This window comes from Selenomonas timonae (assembly GCF_014250475.1).
Classification (GTDB): Bacteria; Bacillota; Negativicutes; order Selenomonadales; family Selenomonadaceae; genus Centipeda; species Centipeda timonae.
In genome coordinates this window covers 1,778,891-1,803,381 of record NZ_CP060204.1, presented here as the reverse complement: position 1 = coordinate 1,803,381, position 24,491 = coordinate 1,778,891, and the positions used below count along the sequence as shown (strand labels likewise).

The window sequence follows — 24,491 nt, the reverse complement described above, 5'->3', positions numbered from 1 at the left end:
CTTAGGCAATAGAAAAAACGGCTTGGAAAGATTCCAAACCGTTCTTATGGAATCGCTGATAAAATGAAGTCCGTCAGATTGGCGTAGATTTTTTCGTCCGAACTAGGAGGCAAACCGGACGCATAGCAGAGGCTATGTGGAGGATTTGCCGACGAAGTGCGGGCAAAAAAGATGCGTCAAGATGGCGTGGCTGAATTTATCAGTGCTTCCTTATGCATCGAAATCGTATTACAGAATAAAACGCGATACGTCGTGATCGCCCGCGATGTCGGCAAGGCAGCGATCCACATAGGCGGTATCGATGACAACATCCTTTTCCGTAAGATTGGGTGCCTCAAAGGACAGGTTCTCGAGGAGCTTTTCAAGGAGAGTATAGAGGCGTCGTGCCCCGATGTCCTCCGTCTGCTCGTTGACCGTCTCCGCCAGCTCCGCAATGCGTCCGATAGCATCCTCCTGAAAGGTCAGGGATACGCCCTCAACGCCGAGCAATGCGCGATACTGCTTGATGAGCGCGTTCTTCGGCTCCGTGAGGATGCGCTCAAAGTCCTCCTTGACGAGCGACTTGAGCTCGACGCGAATTGGGAAGCGCCCCTGCAGCTCCGGAATGAGATCGGATGGCTTCGCCGTATGGAATGCCCCCGCCGCGATGAAGAGAATATGATCTGTCTTGACAGGGCCATACTTCGTCATTACCGTAGAACCCTCGACAATGGGCAGGATGTCACGCTGCACGCCCTCACGCGAGATATCCGCACCCGCGCTGCGCCCGTTGCTGACTGCCACCTTGTCGATCTCATCGAGGAAGACAATGCCGCTGTACTCGGCGGTGTGCACCGCCTCCTCGGCAACAACATCCATATCAATGAGTTTGTCTGCTTCCTCTGCCGTGAAGATCTTGCGCGCCTGATCGACCGTGACCTTGCGCTTGCGACGATTCTTCGGCACGAGCTTGCCAATCATGGACTGCAAGTTGTCGCTCATGCTCTCCAGAGACGAACCTGCAAACATGCTGCCCATCGGCCGCGCGGATTCCTCCACATCGATCTCGATCACATCGTTCTCAAGTTCCCCCTTGTTGAGGCGTTTGCGCACCCATTCGCGCCCCGCCTGATACTTCGGCGGCTCCTCCTGCTCCTGCTTTTCCTCCTGCTCGGATGAAAACAGATTGCTGAGCGGATTCGCGGTTTTTTTCGCGGGCGGAACGAATACGTCGATCAGACGCTCCTCGGCGTTCTCCTTCGCCTTTTCCTGCACCTCATTGATCTTCTGCTGACGCACCATGCGCACAGAGGTTTCAACAAGATCGCGCACAATGGACTCGACATCGCGCCCCACATAGCCGACCTCCGTGAACTTCGTCGCCTCTACCTTGAGGAACGGGGCGCGCACGAGGCGTGCGAGACGGCGCGCAATCTCGGTCTTGCCGACGCCGGTCGAGCCGATCATCAGGATGTTCTTCGGCACGACATCCTCGCGCATATCATCATCCAGCTGCCGACTGCGCCAGCGGTTGCGGAGTGCGATGGCGACGGAGCGCTTTGCCTCGTGCTGGCCGACGATGTATTTGTCGAGCTCGGCAACGATCTCGCGCGGCGTCTGTTCGTTGACCCCGATCTGACTCATGATTCCAGTACCTCCACCGTAATATTATGATTCGTATAGACGCAGATGTCCGCCGCAATCGACAGCGATTCCTGCGCAATCGCGGGTGCGTCCATCGTACTGTGCGCAACGAGGGCACGCGCGGCAGCGAGTGCAAAAAAGCCGCCCGAGCCGATTGCCGTACAGTCCCCGTCCGGCTCAATGACCTCACCATTGCCGGAGATCATGAGAATGCCGTCCTTATCCGCCACGAGCAGCAGCGCTTCGAGCTTGCGCAGCACCTTGTCCGTGCGCCAGTCCTTCGCAAGCTCCACGGCGGCGCGCTGCAGGTTGCCGCTGTAGGATTCGAGCTTGACCTCGAATTTCTCAAACAGGGTAAACGCATCCGCGACCGATCCCGCAAATCCCGCGAGAATCTTTCCGTGATAGAGGCGGCGCACCTTGCGCGCATTTGCCTTCATAATGGCACGCTCGCCGAAGGTCACCTGCCCGTCGCCCGCAATGGCAACCTTATTGTCCTTCTTGACGGCGACAATGGTTGTTGCATGAAATATCATACGCTGTATAGTCCTTTCATATGCTCCGCATGAAACTTTGTGAGTTCCTCTAAGGCACGTTCTGCAAGCATAAGTTTTTTCTGAGGCTTGCGCGTGCGCCGCGGCAGATTCTCGAGGCGCGGAAGCAGCCCGAAGTTGATGTTCATCGGCTGAAAGTGATCGGGATCGCAGGTCGTGATGTAGTGTGCAAGCGCGCCGTGACAGGTCGTCTGCGGAAAGACAAGAGGTTCCTTATCTGCCGCAAGGCGCGCGGCATTGACACCCGCCGTAAGCCCCGAGGCTGCGGACTCGACATAACCCTCCACGCCCGTCATCTGCCCCGCAAAGAAAAGGCGTTCATTGATGCGGAGCTGAAAGGTCGGGCACAGATGGCGCGGTGCGTTGATAAAGCTGTTGCGGTGCATCACGCCGTAGCGCAGAAACTCGGCATTCGTCAGCCCCGGGATCATCTGAAAGACACGCCGCTGCTCCGGCCATTTGAGCCGCGTCTGAAATCCGACGATGTTGTAGATCGTCCCCTCCGCATTGTCCTGACGCAGCTGCACCACAGCATGAGGACGCATGCCCGTCTCGGGATGCTCGAGCCCGACAGGCTTGAGTGGTCCGTAGAGGAGAGTGTCCTTGCCGCGCGCTGCCATGACCTCAACGGGCATGCATCCCTCGAAGAATATTTCCTTTTCAAAATCATGCGCCTTTGCCGTCTCTGCTGTCGTCAGCGCCGTCCAGAACGCATCGTACTGCGCCTCATCCATCGGGCAGTTGATGTATGCCGCCTCCCCTTTCCCATAGCGGGAGGCACGATACGCCGCCGTCATATCAATGCTCGCAAAGCTGACGAGCGGAGCAGCGGCATCGTAGAAATAGAGTGCATCGTCGCCGAGCAGCGCACGGATCTGATCAGCGAGTGCGCCGTCCGTGAGCGGCCCCGAGGCACAGACAACAATCGCCTCATCAGTTGAGGGAAGCTCCGTGATCTCCTCATGACGCACGCTGATGTTCGGATGTGCTTCAATGCGCCGCGTAACATAGTCGCTGAATGCCGTGCGGTCGACCGCGAGCGCCCCGCCGGCAGGAACGGCGGTTGCATCCGCCGCCTCCATGATGAGCGCGTGTAGGCGGCGCATCTCCTCCTTGAGGACGCCGACGGCGTTTTCGAGTCCTGCGCCGCGCAGGGAATTGCTGCAGACGAGCTCGGCAAAGCCGTCCGTCTTGTGTGCGGGCGATCTGCGCAGCGGGCGCATTTCATAGAGTTCGACCCGTGTGCCCGCCTCCGCTGCCTGCCATGCTGCCTCGCTTCCCGCGAGCCCTGCGCCTATGACAATGACCTTCTTCATGCGCGCGTACCCTTGCGGCGTGGCGCAGACTTCTTCACAGCTTTGCCCTTCGTCTCTCCCTTGGGTGCACCGTCCGCCTTTGCTGCCGCACGCTCCTTCTGGCGTGCGAGCTCCTTCTCGATCGGGCTGCCGACCCGCGAACTGCACGCCTCGTTGCTGCAATAGAGGATGCTGCGCCCCGTGCGGTAGCGATGCTTCTGCATGAACGAGCCGCAGACCTTGCATTTCTCCTGCTGCGGTTCGTCCCACGTTGTATAGTCACAGTCCGGATAATGATCGCAACCGAAGAACGCACGCCCGCGCCGACTCTTGCGCTCGACGATCTTACCGCCGCATTTCGGACACGCAACCCCCGTATCGCGCAGCAGCGGCTTGGCATTGCGGCAGTCCGGAAACCCGGGGCAGGCGAGGAACTTGCCGAAGCGCCCCTGCTTGACCACCATCATGCGGCCGCATTTGTCGCAGGGAATGTCCGTGACCTCGTCGGGAATCTCGACCTCCCCGATGACCTCCTCCGCCTGCTTCAGCGTTTCGTCGAACGGATCGTAGAATTTGCGGAGCAGATCGTTCTTGTCGAGCGTGCCGTCCGCAACCTCGTCCAGCTCTCCCTCGAGATTCGCCGTGAACTTCACGTCCACAATGTCCTTGAAGTATTCCTCGAGCATATCGGTGACGATGAAACCGAGCTCTGTCGGGCGAAACTGCTTCTCGCGACGCTCAACATAGCCGCGCTTCTGAATCGTCTCGATGATCGGCGCATAGGTGCTCGGACGCCCAATCCCCATCTCCTCGAGCGTCTTGACAATCGACGCGTCGTTGTAGCGCGGCGGCGGCTCGGTGAAATGCTGCTCGGGTTTCAGATCGGAGAGCGCAAGTGCATCGCCCGCCTCAAGCTCCGGCAGCAGTGTATCCTTTTCCTTCTTTGCAATCTCCGCGCCCACATAGACGGCGGTATAGCCCTTGAACTTCAGCTTCGAGCCATGTGCGCGCAGCTGGTAGTCCCCCGCCGCAATCTGTGCTGCAATCGTATCGTAGACGGCGGCAGACATCTGACTCGCGGCAAAGCGCTGCCAGATGAGCGTGTAGAGGCGCAGCTGGTCACGGTTCAGATACGGTTCGACATCCGCCGGCGTACGCACGATGCTCGTCGGGCGGATGCCCTCATGCGCGTCCTGCGCCTTTTTGCCCATCGCATAGATATTCGGACGCGGGGGAACATAGTCCCTCCCGTATGTCTCACTGAGATAGCTGCGCGCCTCATCCACAGCGAGGTTCGAGATGCGCGTCGAATCCGTTCTCATGTACGTGATGAGACCCGTTGCGCCCTGTCTGCCGAGTACAACGCCCTCGTAGAGCTGCTGGGCAATCATCATCGTGCGCCCCGAGGTAAAGCCGAGCTTGCGCGCGGCATCCTGCTGCAGAGAGCTCGTCGTAAAGGGCGGCGCCGCCTTCTTGCGGCGCTCGCTGCGCTTGACCTCCTTCACGGTAAAGTCCTGCCCTGCGAGATCGTCCGTCAGCGCCTTCGTCTCCGCCTCGCTGTGCAGCACGAGCTTCTTTCCGCGCACATGCGTGACATCCGCCGTAAAGGCATTCTTCCCCTTTTTCAGCTTTGCCTCGACCGTCCAATACTCCTCGGACTGGAACGCCTCGATCTCGCGCTCCCGATCACAGATGAGACGCACGGTCACGGACTGCACGCGCCCGGCGGACAGTCCCTTGCGTACCTTGCGCCAGAGCAGCGGCGAGAGCTTATAGCCGACAATGCGGTCGAGCATACGGCGCGCCTGCTGCGCATCCACCTGCTCCATGTGAATCGGGCGCGGATGCTGCACCGCCTCCTCGATCGCGGGCTTTGTGATCTCGTGGAACACAATGCGGCAGTCCTTCTCGGGGTCTACGCCGAGGATGAACGCCAGATGCCACGCGATTGCCTCGCCCTCGCGGTCAGGATCGCTTGCGAGATAGATCTTGTCCGCGTTCTTCGCCTCTTTTTTGAGCGCGCGGATGAGCTCACCCTTGCCGCGCACATTGATATACTTCGGTGCAAATTCATTCTCGACATCAATGCCGAACTGGCTCTTCGGCAGATCGCGCAGATGCCCCATCGACGCTCTCACGATGTAGTTCTTCCCAAGGTGACGCTCGATGGTCTTTGCCTTCGCGGGAGACTCGACGATCACAAGGATTTTTTTGGATGATTTCTTCCCCGACGCACTCGTGTTTTTTGTAGTTTTTGCGCCTTTCGATTTGGATGTTTTCGTTTTCGATGCAGATGTCAGCGTAGCCAATCCGTCAGTTCCTTTCAACGCGCCGATAGGCGTGCATTTCATTCTCTGTAATAATTCCCTTCAGCTGCATTTGGAGCAGGAGCAGCGGAATATTTGCCGTAACATGCTCCGGCATACTGTCCACGATCTCATCCATCGTGAGTGCGTGCTCGAAGGACAGTACCTGATAGATGCGAGCTTCCTCCGGTGTCAGTTGATCGCGTGCGGGGCGGCGCGGCGGTTCTGCGAGGTGCATTTCCTCAAGGATCTCCTGCGGTGACTCCACGAGGCGCGCACCCGCGCGGATGAGATTGTGACATCCGTTGCTCTGCGGCGAGTATATGCTGCCCGGAATCGCATACACGTCCCGCCCTTCGCTCAGCGCCATCTCCGCCGTGATGAGCGATCCGCTGCGCTTTGCAGCCTCGACGACGAGCGCCCCCTCGGACAGCCCGCTGATGATGCGGTTGCGCGCAGGGAAAAAGGCGGGCAGCGGCTGCGTCCCCGGTGCATACTCGGAGATCACTGCGCCTCCCGTCTCGATGATCTGCGCGAGCAGACGGCGGTTCTCCGGCGGGTACGCAATATCCACGCCGCAGCCGAGCACCGCGACCGTCCTGCCGCCGCGCAGTGCCCCGCGATGCGCACGTGTATCAATGCCGCGCGCTGCTCCGCTCACGACAGTCACACCCGCCGCCGCAAGCCTCTCGGCAAACTCCATCGCTGCCGCCTCACCATAGGCGGTGAATTTGCGTGCGCCGACCATGCCAATCCGACGCGCATCCGGTACGAGCGTACCACGATAGTAGAGGACGAGCGGCGGATCGAAGATCTCGCGCAGCACAACGGGATAGAGTTCGTCATCAATACTGATGATGGACACGTCCGTGCGTGCGCAGTCCGCCGCAATCCGCTCCGGCAGATCGGGATGCGCCTGCATATGACGTGCCAGATCATCTGCCAGTGCATCGGACAGAATGCCCGTCGCACACAGGGCTGCAGCGGACATCGCCCAGATCTCCCGCGCCTCGGGCACAACTGCACACAGACGGCGCATACGCACGCTACCGATCTGGCGGCACTGCAGCAGCGCCGCTAAATACCATCGATCCTCCATGGCGGTACGCTCCCCATATTACATAAAATCATACAATAATGCAACCGATAGGAATAATAATGTAGAAAGTTCATCGCGGGAACAGCTCATCACCGAAAACATAGTATAGCATGAGGAAAACAAGAAGGCAAAGAAATAGATCGGACATTGTTTTCTCCTATGAAAAAAGAGGGGCAGCGCCCCTCTCCTGATTCCGCATATCACATGATGCGTCGCGCTCCAATGTAGCACGCGCCCCAGTAGCCGCCGTACAGATTGTCGATCGCAACGCCGCGGCTCGACGAAGCATTGATAAAGTTGCCGTTGCCGAGATAGATGCCGACATGCGACGGACCGTACTCATACGTCGAGAAGAATACGAGATCGCCGGGCACCATCTCCGACGAGGAGACAGGATAGCCGACATCATACTGTGCGTCTGCCGTGCGCGGGAGATAGATGCCCGCATTGGCAAATACGTAGCGCACAAAGCCGGAGCAGTCAAATCCTGCGGGCGTCGTGCCGCCAAAGGAATACGGAACTCCAATGTACTGCATGGAGTCAGAGATCACGCGGCGAACGATGTAGTTCGAACCGCGGCTGACCTGCGGCATGGATTTTCCAAGAAGTGCCTGATACGTGGAAGGCCCTACCATCCCGTCGACATCAAGTCCCTGTGCTGATTGGAATTCCTTCACTGCCTCTGCCGTTGCAGGGCCAAAATCTCCATCTGCAACAACGTCATAACCAAAGCTGGACAGCTGTCCCTGAATCTCGGCTACGTCAGTTCCCTGATCGCCGAGCTGGAATGACTCTGCACTCGCAACTGCTGCGGAGCAGAGAAGCATCGCGGATAACGCAAGAATCTTGATTTTCTTTCGCAAGCAAACACTTCCTTCCACCGATACCCAAGACAAACCTGAGTACATTAAATGCGTCTTCGATAGCATTGGCTGTGAGAAACCAATAAGCCGAGTTCTGTTCCGCCACACGGGCGGCGACAATCATTTATCTGGGACGCCCGTTGCCGAACGCCTCTAGCGACACTACCCGGAAGGTCGACGAGCCGCCTTAACCCTTCCCTATTTGGTCTTGCTCCATGTGGGGTTTACCCAAGCCAGCCGGTCACCCGACTGCTGGTGCGCTCTTACCGCACCTTTCCACCCTTACCGATCAGATCGGCGGTCTAAATTTCTATGGCACTGTCCCTGAGGTCACCCTCGCTGGACGTTATCCAGCACACTGCCCTATGGAGCTCGGACTTTCCTCGCCCATCGAGATGGACGCGATTGTCTCGGTTTCTCATACCAACGGGAAGATTATACCACATGTGGGGCTCAGGTGTCAAAAGTCCCCCTAGCCCTTGTGCGATACGGGAGGAGAGCCAACCTTACGAACAGAAAATCCCTTTTGCGTGAAATTCTTTCGAAAAAATATGTTTATTCCCATGCCTGTCCAATGAGATCCCGTATGCTCGACATCTGATTCTCATGCAGATAACCCCCCAGACCGTCGCAGATCTTCATTGTAATTGCAGGGTCGATAAAGTTCGCCGTCCCGACCGCCACGGCGGACGCGCCCGCGAGGAAGAACTCAACGGCATCCTGCCATGAGGAAATGCCGCCCATCCCGATGACGGGCACGTGAACCACGTGTGCCACATCCCAGACCATGCGCACGGCGACGGGCTTCACGGCAGGTCCCGAGAGACCGCCCGTGCGGTTGCCGAGCACGGGACGCCGACGCACGATGTCGATCTGCATGCCGATGAGCGTGTTAATGAGCGAAATCACATCCGCGCCCGCCTCCTCGACGGCAAGCGCCATCTCCGTAATGCTCGTGACATTCGGCGAGAGCTTTGCGATGACGGGCTTCTCAGATGCAGCTTTGACGGCACACACGACTGCCGCCGCAGCGTGCGGGTCGGTGCCGAAGACAATGCCGCCCTCCTTGACATTCGGGCAGGAGATATTGATCTCGAGCGCCGCAACACCCGCGACGTTGAGCCGTGCGGCGAGCGCCGCATAGTCCTCGACCGAGCTGCCCGAGATGTTGACGATGACGTTCATCCCATAGGGCTGAATGCGCGGCAGAATCTCCGTCAGGAAGACATCGACGCCCGGATTTTCCAACCCGATACAGTTCAACATACCCTGCGGCGTCTCCGCAATGCGCACGCCGTCATTGCCGCGCCGTGGTGCGAGCGTTGTGCCCTTCACCATGACGCCGCCGAGGCGCGCGAGATCGACGAAGTCCGCGAACTCCTCACCAAAGCCGAACGTGCCCGACGCCGTGAGGACGGGCGTCCGCATGTCGATCCCAGCGATATTCGTACGCAGAAGTTCGTCATAGGGATAGCTCTGTGCATTATGAGGCATAGTACACCTCTCCCGCAGGAAAGACGGGGCCGTCCTTGCAGACCTTGCGCCGCCCGCTGCGCGTGTCCACGGCGCAGGAGAGGCAGGCGCCGAGACCGCACGCCATGCGCTTTTCAAGTGAGACCTCACAGGGAATGCCATGTTCCGCCGCAATCGCGGCAACGCGCTCCATCATCACGGGCGGGCCGCAGACGGCAACGCCGTCATAGTCCCCACCCCGCAGCAGTTTCGGCAGGAGCGTCGTCACAAAGCCCTGCGTGCCATACGAACCGTCATCTGTCGTGACAAAGCATTCACGCACATGAGGGCGGTAGATCTCCTCCCAGAAGACCTCCTCCTTCGTGCGCCCGCCCATCAGCACGGAGACGTTCGAATGCTCCGCGGCAAAGAAGAGGAGTGGCGTAAGCCCCATACCGCCGCCGACGAGAAGCGGATGCCGCAGCTCGGTCGTAAAGCCGCGTCCCAGAGAGCCAAGTACAGAAACAGTGGCACCCGTCTCCGCATGCGCCAACGCCTCGGTACCGCTGCCCACCTGCCGATAGATGAGACGAATCCACCCATCTGTACGCGAGACCTCTGCAATGCCGAGCGGACGGCGCAGATATCCGCCGTCTGCCGGCACAGAGACCTGCACGAACTGCCCCGGTAGAGACGTTCGTGCGATCACGGGGGAATCGAGCGTCAGGATGTCGACGCCTGCAATCGGGGCTTCATGCGAAAGGATGCGTGCCTCTTCGATTACCTTAGGCAAGATCATCCCCTCCGCCGACATAGTCCTGTATTGCCAACGCATAGACGAGGCGGCGATTCCGCATGAACTCGAGCACGCGCAGCACCTCCCACGCCGTATCGAGCGATGTGAGACAGGCAATGCCGTGCTCCACCGTTGCGCGGCGGATCTTGAAGCCGTCGCGCGCGGAGTGCTTGCCCTGCGTCAGCGTATTGATGACCATATTGATCTTGCCGCTCTTAATCATCTCGATGATGTCCGAGCTGCGCTCATGCACCTTGCCGACGACCTCGACATCGATTCCGAGAGAGGCAATCGCCTTTGCCGTGCCCTCCGTCGCCACAATGTCGAAGTTGAACTCGGAGAACGCCTTTGCAAGTTGCTTGAGCTCCTCCTTATCCTTGTTCGCAACCGTGAAGAGCAGACAGCCCTTCGTCGGGATGTTTAGCCCCGAGCCGACGATTGCCTTGTAGAGGGCGCGCGCATAGTGGTAGTCTAGCCCCATGACCTCGCCCGTCGACTTCATCTCAGGGCCGAGGGAGATGTCGACATCCGTCATCTTTGCAAACGAGAAGACGGGCGCTTTGACGGCGACATAGGGACGCGGTGGAATCAGCCCCGAGTGGAAGCCGAGCTCCTTCAGCGTCGCTCCCATGGCAACCTGCGTCGCAACGCCGACCATGTTGACGTTCGTGATCTTCGAGAGGAACGGCACCGTGCGGCTCGAGCGCGGATTGACCTCGATGATGAAGACCTCATCGCGCGCAACAACGAACTGGATGTTGAGCAGCCCCTTCACATGGAGAGCAACGGCAAGCCGCTTCGTGTAGTCGATGATGGTATAGATCACGCGCGCGGGAAGCGTCTGCGGCGGATAGACCGCAATGCTGTCCCCCGAGTGGATGCCCGCACGCTCGATATGCTCCATGATGCCGGGGATAACGACATCCACGCCATCCGAGATGGCGTCGACCTCGACCTCTGTGCCCTGCATATAGCGGTCGACGAGCACGGGGTGATCCGGCGTCACCTTGACCGCGCGGCTCATATAGTCGCGCAGTTCCTCCTCGTTGTAGACGATCTCCATTGCACGCCCGCCGAGGACGTACGAGGGGCGCACCATCACGGGGTAGCCGATGCGCGCCGCCCCCGCCACGGCATCCGCGAGATTCGTCACGCTGATACCCTCGGGGCGCGAGATGCCCGTCTGCGTGAGTACCTCGTCAAAGCGCTCGCGATCCTCGGAGCGGTCAATGTCGTTGACGGACGTGCCATAGACGCGCAGGCCTGCGCGCTCAAGTTCCGCTGCGAGGTTGATCGCAGTCTGCCCGCCGAACTGGACAATGACGCCGTCCGGCTTCTCCTTGTCCACGATGTTCAGCACGTCCTCAACCGTCAGCGGCTCGAAGTAGAGGCGATCGGAGATGTCAAAGTCCGTGCTGACTGTCTCCGGATTGTTGTTGATGATGATTGCTTCAATCCCCATCTCGCGCAGCGCCCACACGGAGTGCACGGAGCAGTAATCGAACTCGACGCCCTGCCCGATGCGGATCGGCCCTGAGCCGAGCACGATCACCTTTTTGCGGTTGGAGACGGCGACCTCGTCCTCACTGCCGCGGAACGTGGAGTAATAGTACGGCGTCATCGCCTCGAACTCTGCCGCGCAGGTATCGACCATCTTGTAGCACGGCAGTATATTGTGACTGCGGCGCATCGTGCGAATCTCATCGCGCGTCTTATGCGTCAGCTCGGCGATGGAGGTGTCGGCAAGCCCCACCCACTTCGCCGCTGCGAGCAGCTTCGGCGTGAGCGGCGATGCGGCAAGCTCGTTCTCCACATCCGTGATATGTTTGAGCTTATGGATGAACCACTTGTCCACCTTCGTGATGTCCGAGATCTCATCGACGCTGAGCTTCCCGCGACGAAGCGCCTCGGCAATGACGAAGATGCGCTCGTCGTTCACAGCGGAGAGCTGCTTTTCGATCCGCTCGTCATCCCAGTCCGCAAAGCGCTCCATATAGAGGCGGTTCACGCCGATTTCGAGTGAGCGCACCGCCTTGAGGATTGCCCCCTCAAAGCTGCGATCGATGGACATAACCTCGCCTGTTGCCTTCATTTGTGTGCCGATTGTATGGTCAGCGTAGATAAATTTATCGAACGGCCAGCGCGGGAACTTCACAACGCAGTAGTCGATTGTCGGCTCAAAGCACGCCTTTGTCTTCTTCGTCACGGAGTTGACAATCTCGTCGAGCGTGTAGCCGATTGCAATCTTCGAGGACACCTTTGCAATCGGATAGCCTGTCGCCTTCGACGCGAGCGCCGAGGAGCGGCTGACGCGCGGATTGACCTCGATGACATAGTATCTGTTGCTCTTCGTATCGAGTGCATACTGCGCGTTGCATCCGCCCTCGATGCCCAGCTCGCGGATGATGCGGAGGCTCGCGCTGCGCAGCATCTGATACTCGTGATCCGTGAGTGTCTGCGCAGGAGCAACAACAATACTGTCTCCCGTATGAACACCGACAGGATCAAAGTTCTCCATGCTGCAAACAGTGATGCAGTTGTCATTGCCGTCGCGGATGACCTCGAACTCGATTTCCTTCCATCCGGCAACGCTGCGCTCGATGAGCACCTGACCGATCATCGAGTAGTTCAGCCCCTTGATGACGGTTGCAATGAGCTCTTCCTCATTCTCCGCAATGCCGCCGCCCGTGCCGCCCATCGTATACGCAGGGCGTACAATGACAGGATATCCAATCTCGTTTGCAAATGCAACAGCCGCATGAACATCCTCGACAATCGTGCTCTCGGGGATCGGCTCCCCGAGCTTTTCCATCGTCTCCTTGAAGCGCTCGCGATCCTCCGCCTTCTCAATCGCCTCGAGCGACGTGCCGAGGAGCTCCACGCCGTGCTGTGCCAGAATGCCCTTCTCGGCAAGCTGGACGGCGAGGTTCAGCCCCGCCTGTCCGCCGAGCGTTGCAAGCAGTCCGTCCGGCTTCTCCTTGGAGATGATCTCCTCCAAGAAGTCCACCGTCAGCGGCTCGATATAGACGCGGTCAGCGATATTCGTGTCCGTCATGATGGTCGCAGGGTTGCTGTTGACGAGCACGACCTCCAGACCGTCCTCCTTCAGCGCGCGGCACGCCTGTGAGCCGGCGTAGTCAAACTCCGCCGCCTGACCGATGATGATGGGGCCGGAGCCGATGACCATGACCTTCTTTAGATTTTCCTTGCGCGGCATACGTCACTCCCCCTTCATCAGATCCCAGAACTCATCAAAGAGATACATATTATCGTCGGGTCCCGGCGCAGCCTCGGGATGATACTGCACCGAGAAGATCGGCAGCTCTGTGTGGCGCAGCCCCTCGATCGTATCGTCGTTCACATTAGTATGCGTCACAACGAGCGGCGTCCCCGCGAGCGATGCGGGATCGACGGCATAGCCGTGGTTCTGCGCGGAGATGTGCACCTTACCCATCTTCAGATTCTTCACGGGCTGATTACCGCCGCGATGCCCGAACTTCATCTTGTACGTCTTCGCGCCAAACGCGAGCGCGAGCAGCTGATGCCCAAGGCAGATGCCGAAGATCGGCTTCTTCCCCGCGAGTTTTCGCACCTCCTCGACAATCTTCGGCACATCCGTCGGATCGCCGGGGCCGTTCGAGAGGAATATGCCATCGGGGTTCAGCGCAAGCACCTCCTCGGCGCTCGTATGCGCGGGCACAACCGTCACCTTTGCCCCGATGCGGTTGATGTTCTGCAGGATGCTGCGCTTGACGCCGAAATCCATTGCGACAATATGCGGCGCGTTGGGCGTCTCCGTCTCGAGCGTATAGACCTCGGGCGTCGTGACGATCTCCACGACATTGCGCGGGAGTTCTTCACCTTGCAGTGCTGCAATCTCGGACTCCGACATATTCTCGGGAACAATCACGCCCTTCATTGCACCTGCAGAGCGGATATGACGTGTCACAGCCCTTGTATCGACGTGGTAAAGGCACGGAATATTGTTTTCCCGCAAAAATTCCGTCAGACTTTCCTCCGCCTGCCAGTTGTTCGGCGCGTCGCAGAGCTCCCCGATGACAAATCCGCGCACAAAGGAGCGGCGGGACTGCATGAATTTCTCAGCCGAGCCGTAGTTCCCGATGAGCGGATAGGTCATCGTGAGGATCTGCCCGCAGAAGGAGGGATCGGTCAGACTCTCCTGATATCCTGTCATCGTCGTGGTGAATACCACTTCACCAACTGTTCTTGTTTCGCTGTCGAGCAGTTCGCCCGTATAGACCGAACCGTCCTCCAGAATCAGTTTTCCTTTCATATGATAATGACCCCATCCTTCATAACAATCTGCCCATCCACAACAGTCAGCACAGCCCTTCCCTTGAGCTCGCGCCCAGCAAATGGCGAGTGCCTGCCGCGCGTATAGAACGCCTTCGGATCGACCGTCCAAATGAGCTCCGGATCAATCACCGTGACATCTGCAGGCGCGCCCTCGGCGAGCGTCCCCGCATTCAGTTTGAACACGCGTGCGGGCGCGCAGGTCATGCGCTCGATCAGCGTCTCCATCGGAATCTTCCCCGTGTGCACGAGGTCGGTCAGCAGGACGCCGAGCGCCGTCTCAAGCCCCGGGAATCCGCTCGGTGCGTAGATGTACTCGCGATCCTTCTCCTCGGGTGCGTGCGGCGAATGATCCGTGACCACCATGTCGATTGTGCCATCGAGCAGCCCTGCGACCATCGCCTCGACATCCTTTGCCGTGCGCAGCGGCGGGTTGACCTTCGTCGAGCTGTCGCGCGGGTCGACGCACTCGTCCGTCATCGTGAGATGATGCGGCGTGACCTCCGTCGTCACGCGCACGCCGCGCGCCTTCGCCTCGCGCACAAGCTGCACGGCGCGCCCCGAGCTGATATGTGCGACATGCACATGTGCGCCCGCATACTCGGCAAGCATGATGTCGCGCGCGACGGCAATATCCTCCGCCACAATCGGACGCCCCTTGATGCCGAGCATCGCACTCCTGTGCCCCTCATTCATCGCGCCGTCTTCGACGAGGGAGGGATCTTCCTCGTGATTGATGATCGCCTTGTCAAACGGGACGAGATAGTCGTACGCACTGAGCAGCACCTTTGCCGACGGGTCGAAATGCCCGTCGTCGGAGAACGCCACCGCGCCCGCCTCGACCATGTCGCCGAGCTCCGCGAGCTCCTTGCCCTCCTGATTCTTCGTCACCGCACCGATGATCTCGATGTGGATGACGGCGACATCCTCTGCACGCTTCTTGAGGCTCGTGACAAGCGCCGCATCGTCCACCACGGGGCGCGTATTCGGCATTGTCGCAATCGTCGTATAGCCGCCCGCAGCACCCGCACGTGAGCCGGAGGCAAAGTCCTCCTTCGCCTCCTGCCCCGGCTCACGGAAATGCGTGTGCATATCGATGAATCCGGGCGAGACAATCTTGCCGGACGCGTCATACACCTCCGCTCCATCGGCGCTCAGATTCGCTCCAACCGCGCGAATCACACCGTCCTCGATGAGAACGTCACAGATTTCATTTTGCTTGGCGGCGGGATTGATCACCCGCCCGCCTTTCAGCAGCAATGCCCCCATCAGGCCTTCCCTCCCATCAGAATCAATGTGAAGAGCGCCATGCGGATGGCGACCCCATTTTTCACTTCCTCCTGAATGCGCGACTGCACACCGTAGGCGACGGACTCAGAGATTTCCCAGCCCTTGTTCATCGGCCCCGGGTGCAGCACGAGCGCGTCCTTGTTTGCCAGTGCAAGACGCTCGTCGTTCAGTCCGTAAATGCGCGCATACTCGCGTGTCGACGGGAAGAGCCCGCCCTTCATGCGCTCGAGCTGGATGCGCAGCACCTCGACCACATCCGCACCCTCGACGGCATCCTCGATGCGGTCATGAATCGTAATGCCCTCCTCCTCGTCGAGAAAGCGCGGCAGCAGTGGGCGCGGTCCAGCGATGTGCACGTCCATGCCCATCTTGCGCATGCCCTGAATGTCCGAACGTGCCACGCGGCTGTGCAGCACATCGCCGAGAATGGCGACCTTCAGCCCCGCGAGTCTCCCCTTGTTCTCCTCGATCGTATAGAGGTTCAGCAGCCCCTGTGACGGATGCGCGTGCGCGCCGTCCCCCGCATTGACGATCACGGGCGACACCGCATCGGCAGCGTATGCGGCAGAGCCCTCCGCCTTGTGGCGCATGACGATTGCATCCACGCCCATCGCTTCGATTGTATAGAGCGTATCGCGCAGACTCTCCCCCTTGACAATGCTCGACGCGCTCGCCGTGATATTCACGACATCCGCGCCGAGATACTTCCCCGCGAGCTCGAACGACGTGCGCGTGCGCGTACTCGGCTCGTAGAACAGCGTGACGATCGCCTTTCCCCTGAGCGCCGGCACCTTCTTAATGTCACGGCCGACGATGTTCTTCATCTCGCGCGCCGTGTTCAGGATCAGACGAATCTCCTCCGCCGAAAAATCCTCGAGCGCCAGAACATCGCGTCCCTTGAGTGATAACTCCTGACTCATGTGCATCCCCTTTCAATAAAAAAGCTTTCTCATGCCCAAAGAAAGGCATAAGAAAGCTTTGCATTCTAAAATTGGATAGACTGACTGCACAGTATATTTCATTGAAAACTCCCTTAAGGCCTCACAGGACCTCTTAAAAGGTGGTCTATGCGGAAGGTTCGGCGTGCCGCCCCTTCACTTTATTTTCCCCATTATAGCGTTTTCGCGCCGAAAAATCAACCGTGCAGCTTCATTTTGTTGTATGTTTCACAACATGGTTTTGTTCGTTTTGCCCCTCAAGGCGCCCCTACCATCACGCTCCGCGTGTCACCTCTCCCGCTGTGGCAGGGGAGGCTTCTTCATTACGGTATATGAGCCTCCCCCGTGCGACACGGGGGAGTGGGACCGCTTGCGGTGGAAGGGGCGCCCCAAGAACAGTCCCTTAGTCTAAACGCACGCCCTCGATATTGACATCGCGTGCCGTCGCGAAGCGATAGAGCCCGAGCGTTGCTGTCCGGATGGGACGCGGCGTACCGAAGAGGTAGACGCTGTCGCCGAAGCCCATATCAAACCGCGGCGCGGCATCCTGTACGAGCGAGGCGAGAAGTCCGCCCGGCAGTGCTGCGGCATTGACGGTGAACGCAGTCGCGTTGCCCGCCGCCTGCCGGATGCGGTAGTTGCCGAAAACACCGTCACTGACGCCGCCAATGCGTCCCGTAACGCCATAGCTGCCAGGCGTATCGGTATTCGTCACCGTCGTGCCAAATGTGATGCCGTCCGCACCGAATACGCGCTCGTCCTCACCGTCAGCAAAGCCGTCCGCGCGTCCCGTAAAGGAGGGAAGTGCCTCGCCCTGCACGATGCTGCGCGGTGCGGCGGTCAGCGTGAGGTCGCGGTGCGTGATTGTACCCGTCCCCTGCGCGGTGCTCGCGATGCTGTAGTTCCCCGCATCCGCACCACGGAGGGCGACGCCCGTGTAGTCGATGCGATTTGCCGCAGCGACGTTCTTGTCGTTGTAGGTCGCGCCTGTGGCGGCTGCCGTGACATTGTCACCCGTGACGACACCCGCGAGTGCCGCGCTGAACTTCGATGCGTCAGCGTCGGTCTTACCGTCGTAGGTCTTACTCTGCTGCGCGACTGCGCCGAGGGTCAGCGCACGCTGCGCGATCGTGCCGATGCCCGTGAGCGCAGTCTTATCGAGCGTGTAATTGCCCGCGCCCGTGCCCGTGAGGGTCAGCCCGCCAAAGGTGACGGCTTTGTCTGCGGCGGCATTCTTGTCCGTGTATGTGCCTGTGCCCGTGACCGTGATGCCCGTGCCCTCGCTGCCGACAAAGCCCGTGAGGGTATAGTTCCCGCCCTTCGTGAGTGACTGCGTGACGTTTGCATTGCCGTCATAGGTCTTGTCAAAGCGTGCGCCGCCCGCGAGCGCGAGATTCAGCTGCTTCGCCGTGATCCTGCCCGCGCCCTGTGCAGTCGTCGCGGCAAGACTGTAGTTCGCCGCACCCGCGCCTGTGAGCGCGAGCCCTGTATAGCCCACCGTATTTGCCGCAGCGACGTTCTTATCGTTGTATGCCGCGCCTGTGGCGGTCGCCGTTACGCTGCCTTCCTCGCCCGCGACGACATTGCCGAGCGTCGCTTGGAACTTCGACGTGTCTGCGGCGGTATTGCCGTCGTAGATCTTACTCTGCGCCGCGACGGTATCAACGGTCAGCGCACGCCGCGTGATCGTCCCCGCGCCCTGTGCCGTGGTGGCGGCGAGCGTGTAGTTCCCCGCCTCCGCACCTGCGAGGGCAACGTCCGTATAGCCTACTGTGCCTGCCGTCGCGACATCCTTGCTGTTATACGCCGCGCCGCTCGCAGTCGCCTTCACGCTGTTCTCCTCGCCTGCGACGACATTATTCAGCCCCGCATGGAACTTCGATGCGTCTGCCAATGTATTTCCGTCGTAGGTCTTCGTCTGTGCCGTGACTGCGCCGAGCGTCAGCGCACGCCGCGCGATCGTACCAATGCCCGTGAGCGTGGTCTTGTCGAGCGTGTAGTTGCCCGCGCCCGTGCCCGTGAGCGTCAGCCCGTTAAACGTGACAGCTTTGTCTGCGGCGGCATTCTTGTCGCTATATGTGCCTGTAGAGGAAGCGAGCGCAATGCCATTGCCCTCGCCCGTAACAAAGCCCGTGAGGGTATAGTTCGTCCCCTTCGTGAGCGACTGCGTGACGTTCACATTCCCATCGTAGGTCTTGTCAAAGCGCGTGCCGCCCACGAGGTCGAGCGTCAGCTGCTTCGGCGTGATTGTCCCAACGCCCTGCGCCTTTTTGATGGTATAGTTCTTCGCCCCCTCTCCTTTGAGCGCGAGATTTTGGAACGTCACTTCCTTATCCCTGCCTGCGTTCTTGTCCGCATACGTGCCCATGACATTACCCGTCGCCAGGTCGATATCCGCGCCCTCGCTGCCGACAAAGCCCGTGAGACCATAGTGCTGCCCCTTCGTGAGCGTCCGCGTGACGTTTGCATTCCCGTCGTAGGTCTTGTCAAAGCGCGTGCCGTTCGTAAAGTTGAGCGTCAGCTCCTTCGGCTTGACTGTGTACGCGCCGCCGGTGATGTCATACTGCTCGCTGTAGGCATAATATGTGCCGGCATCCTTCCCTGCCGTCCAACTGATACCGGGGGCGAGACCCGCAATCGTCGGAGCCGTGCCGTTGTAGACACTCTCGCGGTTTGCAAGATGCTTCGTCCGGAGGAATGCCGTGAGCAGCGGCATGGTCTTGCCGTCGTAGATGCGCCACGGCGTCCTCTTGCCGCCCTCGGTGGCAACGTCACTGCCCCATGCCGCGTATGTCGCCGCCTTCTTCATATCGTCCAGACTGTGCTCTTTGACATCGCGCACTGTAGTATTTCCCTGCTCTTTGCCAATACCCTTCCGGATCAGAGCGCTGTTCCCATCCTTTACACTGCCCTCCTTCCATACGGCATGGCTGACCGTGGCATCGTTCAAAATTCCCACAACGCCGCCGACTTGCGAATCCGTCTGTCCCGCTCGTTGCTCCACGTCTCCCGTCTGCACGGCGTTCTGAATGCGGCTGTCCCACTCTACCGAGCCCGCAATGCCGCCGAGCTGCCTATTTCCTACGACCTTGCCCGCATTTCGGACGTTCTGAACGGTGCAGTTGCCAATCACATATCCCACAATGCCGCCGACCGCACCGGTCCCTTCGATCGTGCCATCATTGTAGGCATTCTCAATCCTACTTTGGTTTAGTGTTCCCACAATGCCGCCGGCACAGTTATCGTAAAGTCCAGTACCGCCTCCATGAACCTCACCGCTGAAGGAGACGTTCCGTATGGCAGACCATTCTGCACTTCCCACAATGCCGCCGACATCCTTCACTCCCGACACGGAGGCACCCTTCAGGGAGACATTCTCGATGTGCGCGCTCTGGATGGATCCAAACATCCCGCGAGAAACCGTCCCGGTAGTATCGGTCGGTGGCTTAATGGTAAGACCCGTGATCGTGTGCCGAGCGCCGTCAAATCGTCCCGTAAAGGACCCTCTAGTAGCATCGCCAATCGGCTGAAAGCCCTCGGTCCAGTTCTTTGTCTCGCTTGCATTGATGTCATCCGCGAGCATATAACTGCCGAGTATCTTCCTCTTATCGGGATCCGCGTCATAAAGCTGATTCACGTCCATGTGCTGCAGCTCGTAGACGTTATGCACGCGCATATAGTCATAGTCCGTATGCGCCGTGCCGCCGAGGTTCTGGACAACCCACCCGCGCGATGTTGCAGATTTTGAATTGTTCGCATTCGCATAGTCGGAAACATTCTTGGTGACCGTTGCGCCGTTTACGGTAAAGTTCCGCGTCGTGGTATTGGCGACATCGTAGCCAATATGCGGCGTTTCCTCGCTGCGGATCGTGACCGCGCTGCCCGTGAGCGCCGTGCCGTTTGCGTCCGTTACAGCATCCGTGTTGAGGACTTTGACGTTCTTGCCCTCGATGTAGAGTTTGCTCGCCTTTACCGTGCCGAGGTTCAGCACGTCGCCCGTCTGTGCAGACGCAGTGAGTGGACTTGTTCCGTTTGTCCTGAATGTGTTCGTCGCTGCGGCAATATCAGCGGGATTTGCCGTCGAGAGGTAGAGTGCGCCCGTATTGACCTGCGAGCCCTTCGCGAAGAGGATGCCGTGCGGGTTGACGAGATAGACGTTCCTGCCGCCCTCGATCGTGCCGTAGATGTTCGACGCGCCCTCGCCCGTGACGAGGTTCAGATAGTCGCGTGTCTGATTGCCGCCGTCGAAGCGCACCTTCTCGTTCTGCTCGATGGAGAAGTCCTCCCAGCGGAGGACGTTGTGCTCCGTCTTGCCCGCGATGTCCATGACCGTGCCGCTCGTGGAGATATTCGCCTCTCCTGCGTTCGCTGCGGCGTTCGCGCCCTCGATGGGGAGCGCATACGCCGTCTGTGCGGCAAAGGGGGCGGCGAGTGCACCCGCAACGAGGGCACAGAGGAGTTTGCGGCGCAGCTGCTTCTTCGATACTGATTTCATATTGCTTCGTCCTTTCTTGTTTTAGAACTCGATGCGCACGCCGAGATTCGCCTTCCACTTCTCGCTGATGGCATCCGCGCCCGCCGTACGGCTGAGCTCGCCGTAGATGTCCGCTCTGCCGACGCGGCGCATGAAGCCCAGTCCATACTCGAAATAGCTGTCCCGCGCTGAATAGCTGCGATCAATCGAGGTGGAGGCATACTGCGCCCGCATGTGGAGGTCGCCCTTGAACTCATGCAGAAAGCCGAGCTTCAGATAGACCGCGCCGCGCTCATCCTCATAGCCGATCTGCGTGCCGATACGCCCGAGGAGTGTGGTGACGGCATCGTTTGCGATGTGAGCCCCCGGCAAAGAACCTGCACGCATCGTGTAGTCTGCCGCGCCGATGCGTCCATAGTTCAACTCAACCTGTGGTGTCCAGTAGAAATGCGGGTTGATGGCTATGCGGTGTCCGTATTCGACGGAGATGTTCCAACCGTTCACACCGTAGCCGCCCGTGTATGCCGTACCGTCAAAGACGGCGGTTGCGTCGTTCGTCATGCGTCCGTATTTCACGATCGCGTCGAGGTAGTCGCCGCGTTTGCCCATGTAGCTGCCGTACACACCGAAAAAGTGTGCACGATGGCTGCCGTCGAGATCGCTGTTCCGCGCCGTGCCGCTCGATGTTGAGGCTGCAACCCCCATGAAGAGCGTGCCTCCATGGAGCGAAGCAGCACGGTCAATACCGACCTGTACGCCACTGTAGCGCCCCTCCGTAGGATAGCTGCCGAACTCCGTCCTGCCGCCGTAGCCGCGCACCCACGCGCCGGATGCTCCGCCCGCACGCAGTCCGCCCATGCGCCGATGCAGGTCGTTGTTCTCGCCGCGCCATGCACTGAGCTGGGCGAGTGCCATATCCATGAGAAGGTCGGCCGTGCGCAGCGCGGGACCCGGGGTTGGATTGGGGGTTGGATTTGGGTTGGGGTTCGGATTCGGGTTTGGATTCGGATTCGGGTTCGGATTCGGATTTGGGTTCGGATTCGGATTGGGGTTCGGATTCGGATTCGGGTTCGGATTTGGGTTGGGGTTAGGATTCGGGTTTGATTCGGATTTGGGTTGGTTAGATTCGGTCGGGTTCGGGTTCGTGGGGTTCGATTCGATTTGGGTTCGGGTTGGGGTTCGGATTCGGGTTCGGGTTCGGGTTCGGTTCGGGTTCGGTGACGATGGTGTCATATCTGTAACCTCGATCTTTGTTACACACACGATCTTTCTACCGTTCTCCGTTGCCTTAAGTGTCGGTTTTACCTTGAAGTCCTTTTGCAGCAGCCCTGCCGCAACAGCTTTTCGCGTAATATACTCCGATGCCTCTACTGTATCACCCGTATTGTCGGAATCCAGTACGGGAATGCCGCCCGCGACCGTGGGGGCAATCACATAGTTTGTCTGATTTGCGGCATCGTTCATCTTCGGGTCAAAGCCGATTTGCAGCTTGTACTGATTGCTCGCTCCTGTAACACCGTTTAGCGTGATCTTATCTGCCTTGTTCTCCGTAAGATTCGTGGAGATGCGGAAGGTCGCGCCATTAAGCGCCGCCCGCGTATTGTCAAAGGTCAACCTGCGCTCTCCTGCAGGAGTAGTGTTTGGACGCTTTTCGTTTGGTGCAGCAAACGCCATGTCGATCACGCCGCCATTCGCCGAGAGATGGAAGCCGAGCGGCTTGTTCTGATCCTCTGCCCAGTGCAGTCCCCTGTCCGTACTCGTCTCACCAAAATCCTGTGAGAGCGTATAGTCATCCCCCTTCGGATACCACGTCGCCCCATCCGAGAGTTCGAGACGTACGCCGCCGCGTTGATGCAGAGCCTTACCGTCTAGATCTGTAATCCCGCCCGCAAAGTAGGACTTCTCGCCCTTCAGATAGAGATTGACATAGCCGCCCTTCTCGTAGGAGTTATCAGGTCTGCCCACGAGAATATCGCCGCGCAGCTCTACCTTGCTCGTTCTGTCAGGATTGATCCTCAGAATCCCCGACCAGTCCCCCGTACCATCCCCGCGACTGAGCGCCTCGAGGACATTGCCCGACGAATTTATAATCTTGACATTTCCCTTGAGGGTTGCCGTACGGTTCGCATGCTGTGACGTGGGAGTATCCTGATCGATGCCCTCCACTGTGATCGTTCCATCCGCAATATCCACATCATCCGTCACCGTTACATCCGCTGTATAAGTCTGGGACGCGGTGATCGGTGCGGCGAGTGCCGTACTTGGCACAAACGCTGTGCCAAGGGTGAGTGCAAGAGCGATCTGTGCGCTAAGGCGCATCTGTTTGTTGTCTGCATTCGTCTTCATGTTCAATGCTCCTGTCCCGATTGATTGATCCTGCTCGTCTGTTCCAGATAGAACTGCATGAGCCGCTCCGCCGCCGCGTGAAAATACTGCGCCGCCGTGCGGTAGTCCTCCGCCTGCTCGGCGTGACAGCCCGCGAGGTAGGCGATGCGCGTCTCCCACGGCTCGGACGGCGTGAGGTCGCTCCACGGCGATCTGCGCACGATCTGCCAATATGGCTCACGCACACGCGGATCGGCATAGCGAACCCACGGTTTCCCCTCGTTGAGAAAATGCCAGATCGTATGCTCCGCCGCAAAGTCCACATCCCACGGCGCAAAGGCATCCATCAGCCGCACATGACGCTTTTCGAGCACGGCAAAATCCCCGTCCAGAACATAGTTGAGCGCGTCCTGTTCGAGGAGGGGGAACGAGATGCCATGCGTGCGCCACGCATCGAGGACGCATGCGGTCAGCTGCATGGAACGCCACCGCGCGAGGTCGATGAGCATGACGCCCGCGTTGAAGTAGTCCGTCCCCTGCAGGCCGATGCGCTGTGCCTTGCGTACACCGTCGCCCTCACGGGCAGCGGCGAGCGGTGTCGTGCCGAGCTCGTGCACATAGAGGTCGGCGAGCCGCCCGACGCAGAGCGTGTCGGCATCGAGGTAGAGGATCCGCGTCAGCTCCTGCGGTACCAGCTCCGGCATGAGAATCCGCGTGAATACGCTGCGGTTGATCCGCTCATGCGGAATCCCGTTGGGAAATGGAATGGCATCGAGTGCCGCGCGTGCGTCATAGATATGGACATCCGTCCTCGGAAAGGCGGCACGGAATTCCTGCAGTCGTTCGATGTCCTCCTCCGCGATCCCGTCACAAACAAGATGAAAGCCAATCTCCTCCCCCGTATTCTCTGCGGCAATGGAGGTCATGACGATGCCCGCATACTTCACATAACGCGCGTCCACACCGAATGCAATCTCGCAACGCATCATTTCCACCACTCTCTGAGATAAAAGGACAATATGCCCGTAGGATACATTTGCTTATACTATCATTATTTTCTCATATATAAGAAAAAGTTCAATAAAAGTTGTCATAAACGCCGAAAGTATGTCATGAACGCAAAAGATTTTAAATTGGACTTGCGTATTGCAAGACTTTTTCA

General features: G+C 59.1%; 15 protein-coding genes, 1 other RNA gene and 1 pseudogene. 1 reads left to right on the top strand and 16 read right to left on the bottom strand.

Annotation, left to right across the window (positions count from 1 at the left end; all coding sequences use genetic code 11):
- Positions 1 to 106 precede the first annotated feature (106 nt).
- Positions 107 to 211, top strand: a pseudogene (locus H1B31_RS11485) (secretion protein HlyD); the annotation flags it as partial.
- A 17-nt stretch (positions 212 to 228) separates the two neighbouring features.
- Here H1B31_RS11485 and hslU read toward each other — a convergent pair.
- The 16 genes from hslU to H1B31_RS08595 all read right to left on the bottom strand — a co-directional run bounded on the left by hslU (position 229) and on the right by H1B31_RS08595 (position 24,318).
- Positions 229 to 1,623 carry an ATP-dependent protease ATPase subunit HslU gene (gene hslU / locus H1B31_RS08670; protein ID WP_185980025.1) on the bottom strand — a complete coding sequence of 465 codons (1,395 nt, stop codon included), beginning with the start codon at positions 1,621 to 1,623 and terminating at the stop codon, positions 229 to 231.
- Positions 1,620 to 2,159: an ATP-dependent protease subunit HslV gene (hslV, locus tag H1B31_RS08665; protein WP_185980024.1), complete on the bottom strand. Its 540-nt coding sequence runs from the start codon at positions 2,157 to 2,159 to the stop codon at positions 1,620 to 1,622. Before hslV ends, hslU begins: the two co-directional genes overlap by 4 nt.
- A complete protein-coding gene (trmFO, locus tag H1B31_RS08660; RefSeq protein WP_185980023.1) occupies positions 2,156 to 3,493 on the bottom strand; it encodes a methylenetetrahydrofolate--tRNA-(uracil(54)-C(5))-methyltransferase (FADH(2)-oxidizing) TrmFO in 1,338 nt (445 codons plus the stop codon). The genes hslV and trmFO overlap by 4 nt, the downstream gene beginning before the upstream one ends.
- Entirely contained in the window at positions 3,490 to 5,823 is a 2,334-nt protein-coding gene (gene topA, locus H1B31_RS08655) for a type I DNA topoisomerase (protein WP_185980022.1), read from the bottom strand. The genes trmFO and topA overlap by 4 nt, the downstream gene beginning before the upstream one ends.
- The gene (gene dprA / locus H1B31_RS08650; RefSeq protein ID WP_185980021.1) at positions 5,786 to 6,877 is read right to left on the bottom strand and encodes a DNA-processing protein DprA; all 1,092 of its coding nucleotides are present in this window, start codon (positions 6,875 to 6,877) and stop codon (positions 5,786 to 5,788) included. Before dprA ends, topA begins: the two co-directional genes overlap by 38 nt.
- Before the next feature lie 200 nt (positions 6,878 to 7,077).
- The gene (locus tag H1B31_RS08645; protein ID WP_037345840.1) at positions 7,078 to 7,740 is read right to left on the bottom strand and encodes a C40 family peptidase; all 663 of its coding nucleotides are present in this window, start codon (positions 7,738 to 7,740) and stop codon (positions 7,078 to 7,080) included.
- A gap of 68 nt (positions 7,741 to 7,808) precedes the next feature.
- Positions 7,809 to 8,161, bottom strand: an RNA gene (gene rnpB / locus H1B31_RS08640) — RNase P RNA component class A.
- Between the two features lie 134 nt (positions 8,162 to 8,295).
- On the bottom strand, positions 8,296 to 9,234 hold the full coding sequence (locus H1B31_RS08635) for a dihydroorotate dehydrogenase (protein WP_185980020.1): 939 nt from the start codon (positions 9,232 to 9,234) through the stop codon (positions 8,296 to 8,298).
- Entirely contained in the window at positions 9,224 to 10,006 is a 783-nt protein-coding gene (locus H1B31_RS08630) for a dihydroorotate dehydrogenase electron transfer subunit (RefSeq protein WP_185980019.1), read from the bottom strand. Before H1B31_RS08630 ends, H1B31_RS08635 begins: the two co-directional genes overlap by 11 nt.
- Entirely contained in the window at positions 9,978 to 13,205 is a 3,228-nt protein-coding gene (gene carB, locus H1B31_RS08625; protein WP_009440264.1) for a carbamoyl-phosphate synthase large subunit, read from the bottom strand. Before carB ends, H1B31_RS08630 begins: the two co-directional genes overlap by 29 nt.
- Positions 13,206 to 13,208: 3 nt before the next feature.
- Positions 13,209 to 14,282 carry a glutamine-hydrolyzing carbamoyl-phosphate synthase small subunit gene (gene carA, locus H1B31_RS08620; protein WP_185980018.1) on the bottom strand — a complete coding sequence of 358 codons (1,074 nt, stop codon included), beginning with the start codon at positions 14,280 to 14,282 and terminating at the stop codon, positions 13,209 to 13,211.
- On the bottom strand, positions 14,279 to 15,571 hold the full coding sequence (locus tag H1B31_RS08615) for a dihydroorotase (protein ID WP_185980017.1): 1,293 nt from the start codon (positions 15,569 to 15,571) through the stop codon (positions 14,279 to 14,281). The genes carA and H1B31_RS08615 overlap by 4 nt, the downstream gene beginning before the upstream one ends.
- Positions 15,571 to 16,518, bottom strand: a complete 948-nt coding sequence (locus H1B31_RS08610) for an aspartate carbamoyltransferase catalytic subunit (protein ID WP_185980016.1) — start codon at positions 16,516 to 16,518, stop codon at positions 15,571 to 15,573. Before H1B31_RS08610 ends, H1B31_RS08615 begins: the two co-directional genes overlap by 1 nt.
- 415 nt (positions 16,519 to 16,933) lie before the next feature.
- The gene (locus H1B31_RS08605; RefSeq protein WP_185980015.1) at positions 16,934 to 21,025 is read right to left on the bottom strand and encodes a YDG domain-containing protein; all 4,092 of its coding nucleotides are present in this window, start codon (positions 21,023 to 21,025) and stop codon (positions 16,934 to 16,936) included.
- A 21-nt stretch (positions 21,026 to 21,046) separates the two neighbouring features.
- Entirely contained in the window at positions 21,047 to 23,350 is a 2,304-nt protein-coding gene (locus H1B31_RS08600) for an autotransporter outer membrane beta-barrel domain-containing protein (RefSeq protein WP_185980014.1), read from the bottom strand.
- 2 nt (positions 23,351 to 23,352) lie between these two features.
- Positions 23,353 to 24,318, bottom strand: coding sequence for a glycosyltransferase family 8 protein (locus tag H1B31_RS08595; RefSeq protein WP_226372097.1), 966 nt, complete (start codon positions 24,316 to 24,318; stop codon positions 23,353 to 23,355).
- Positions 24,319 to 24,491: the final 173 nt, after the last annotated feature.

Excerpts from the sequence above, each read along its gene's own strand:
- H1B31_RS08630 (WP_185980019.1), bottom strand. The coding sequence starts at position 10,006 with ATGTCGGCGGAGGGGATGATCTTGCCTAAGGTAATCGAAGAGGCACGC.
- H1B31_RS08635 (WP_185980020.1), bottom strand. The coding sequence starts at position 9,234 with ATGCCTCATAATGCACAGAGCTATCCCTATGACGAACTTCTGCGTACG.
- H1B31_RS08610 (WP_185980016.1), bottom strand. The coding sequence starts at position 16,518 with ATGCACATGAGTCAGGAGTTATCACTCAAGGGACGCGATGTTCTGGCG.
- hslV (WP_185980024.1), bottom strand. The coding sequence starts at position 2,159 with ATGATATTTCATGCAACAACCATTGTCGCCGTCAAGAAGGACAATAAG.
- topA (WP_185980022.1), bottom strand. The coding sequence starts at position 5,823 with ATGAAATGCACGCCTATCGGCGCGTTGAAAGGAACTGACGGATTGGCT.
- H1B31_RS08605 (WP_185980015.1), bottom strand. The coding sequence starts at position 21,025 with ATGAAATCAGTATCGAAGAAGCAGCTGCGCCGCAAACTCCTCTGTGCC.
- carA (WP_185980018.1), bottom strand. The coding sequence starts at position 14,282 with ATGAAAGGAAAACTGATTCTGGAGGACGGTTCGGTCTATACGGGCGAA.
- H1B31_RS08600 (WP_185980014.1), bottom strand. The coding sequence starts at position 23,350 with ATGAAGACGAATGCAGACAACAAACAGATGCGCCTTAGCGCACAGATC.
- hslU (WP_185980025.1), bottom strand. The coding sequence starts at position 1,623 with ATGAGTCAGATCGGGGTCAACGAACAGACGCCGCGCGAGATCGTTGCC.
- carB (WP_009440264.1), bottom strand. The coding sequence starts at position 13,205 with ATGCCGCGCAAGGAAAATCTAAAGAAGGTCATGGTCATCGGCTCCGGC.
- H1B31_RS08595 (WP_226372097.1), bottom strand. The coding sequence starts at position 24,318 with ATGATGCGTTGCGAGATTGCATTCGGTGTGGACGCGCGTTATGTGAAG.
- trmFO (WP_185980023.1), bottom strand. The coding sequence starts at position 3,493 with ATGAAGAAGGTCATTGTCATAGGCGCAGGGCTCGCGGGAAGCGAGGCA.
- dprA (WP_185980021.1), bottom strand. The coding sequence starts at position 6,877 with ATGGAGGATCGATGGTATTTAGCGGCGCTGCTGCAGTGCCGCCAGATC.
- H1B31_RS08615 (WP_185980017.1), bottom strand. The coding sequence starts at position 15,571 with ATGGGGGCATTGCTGCTGAAAGGCGGGCGGGTGATCAATCCCGCCGCC.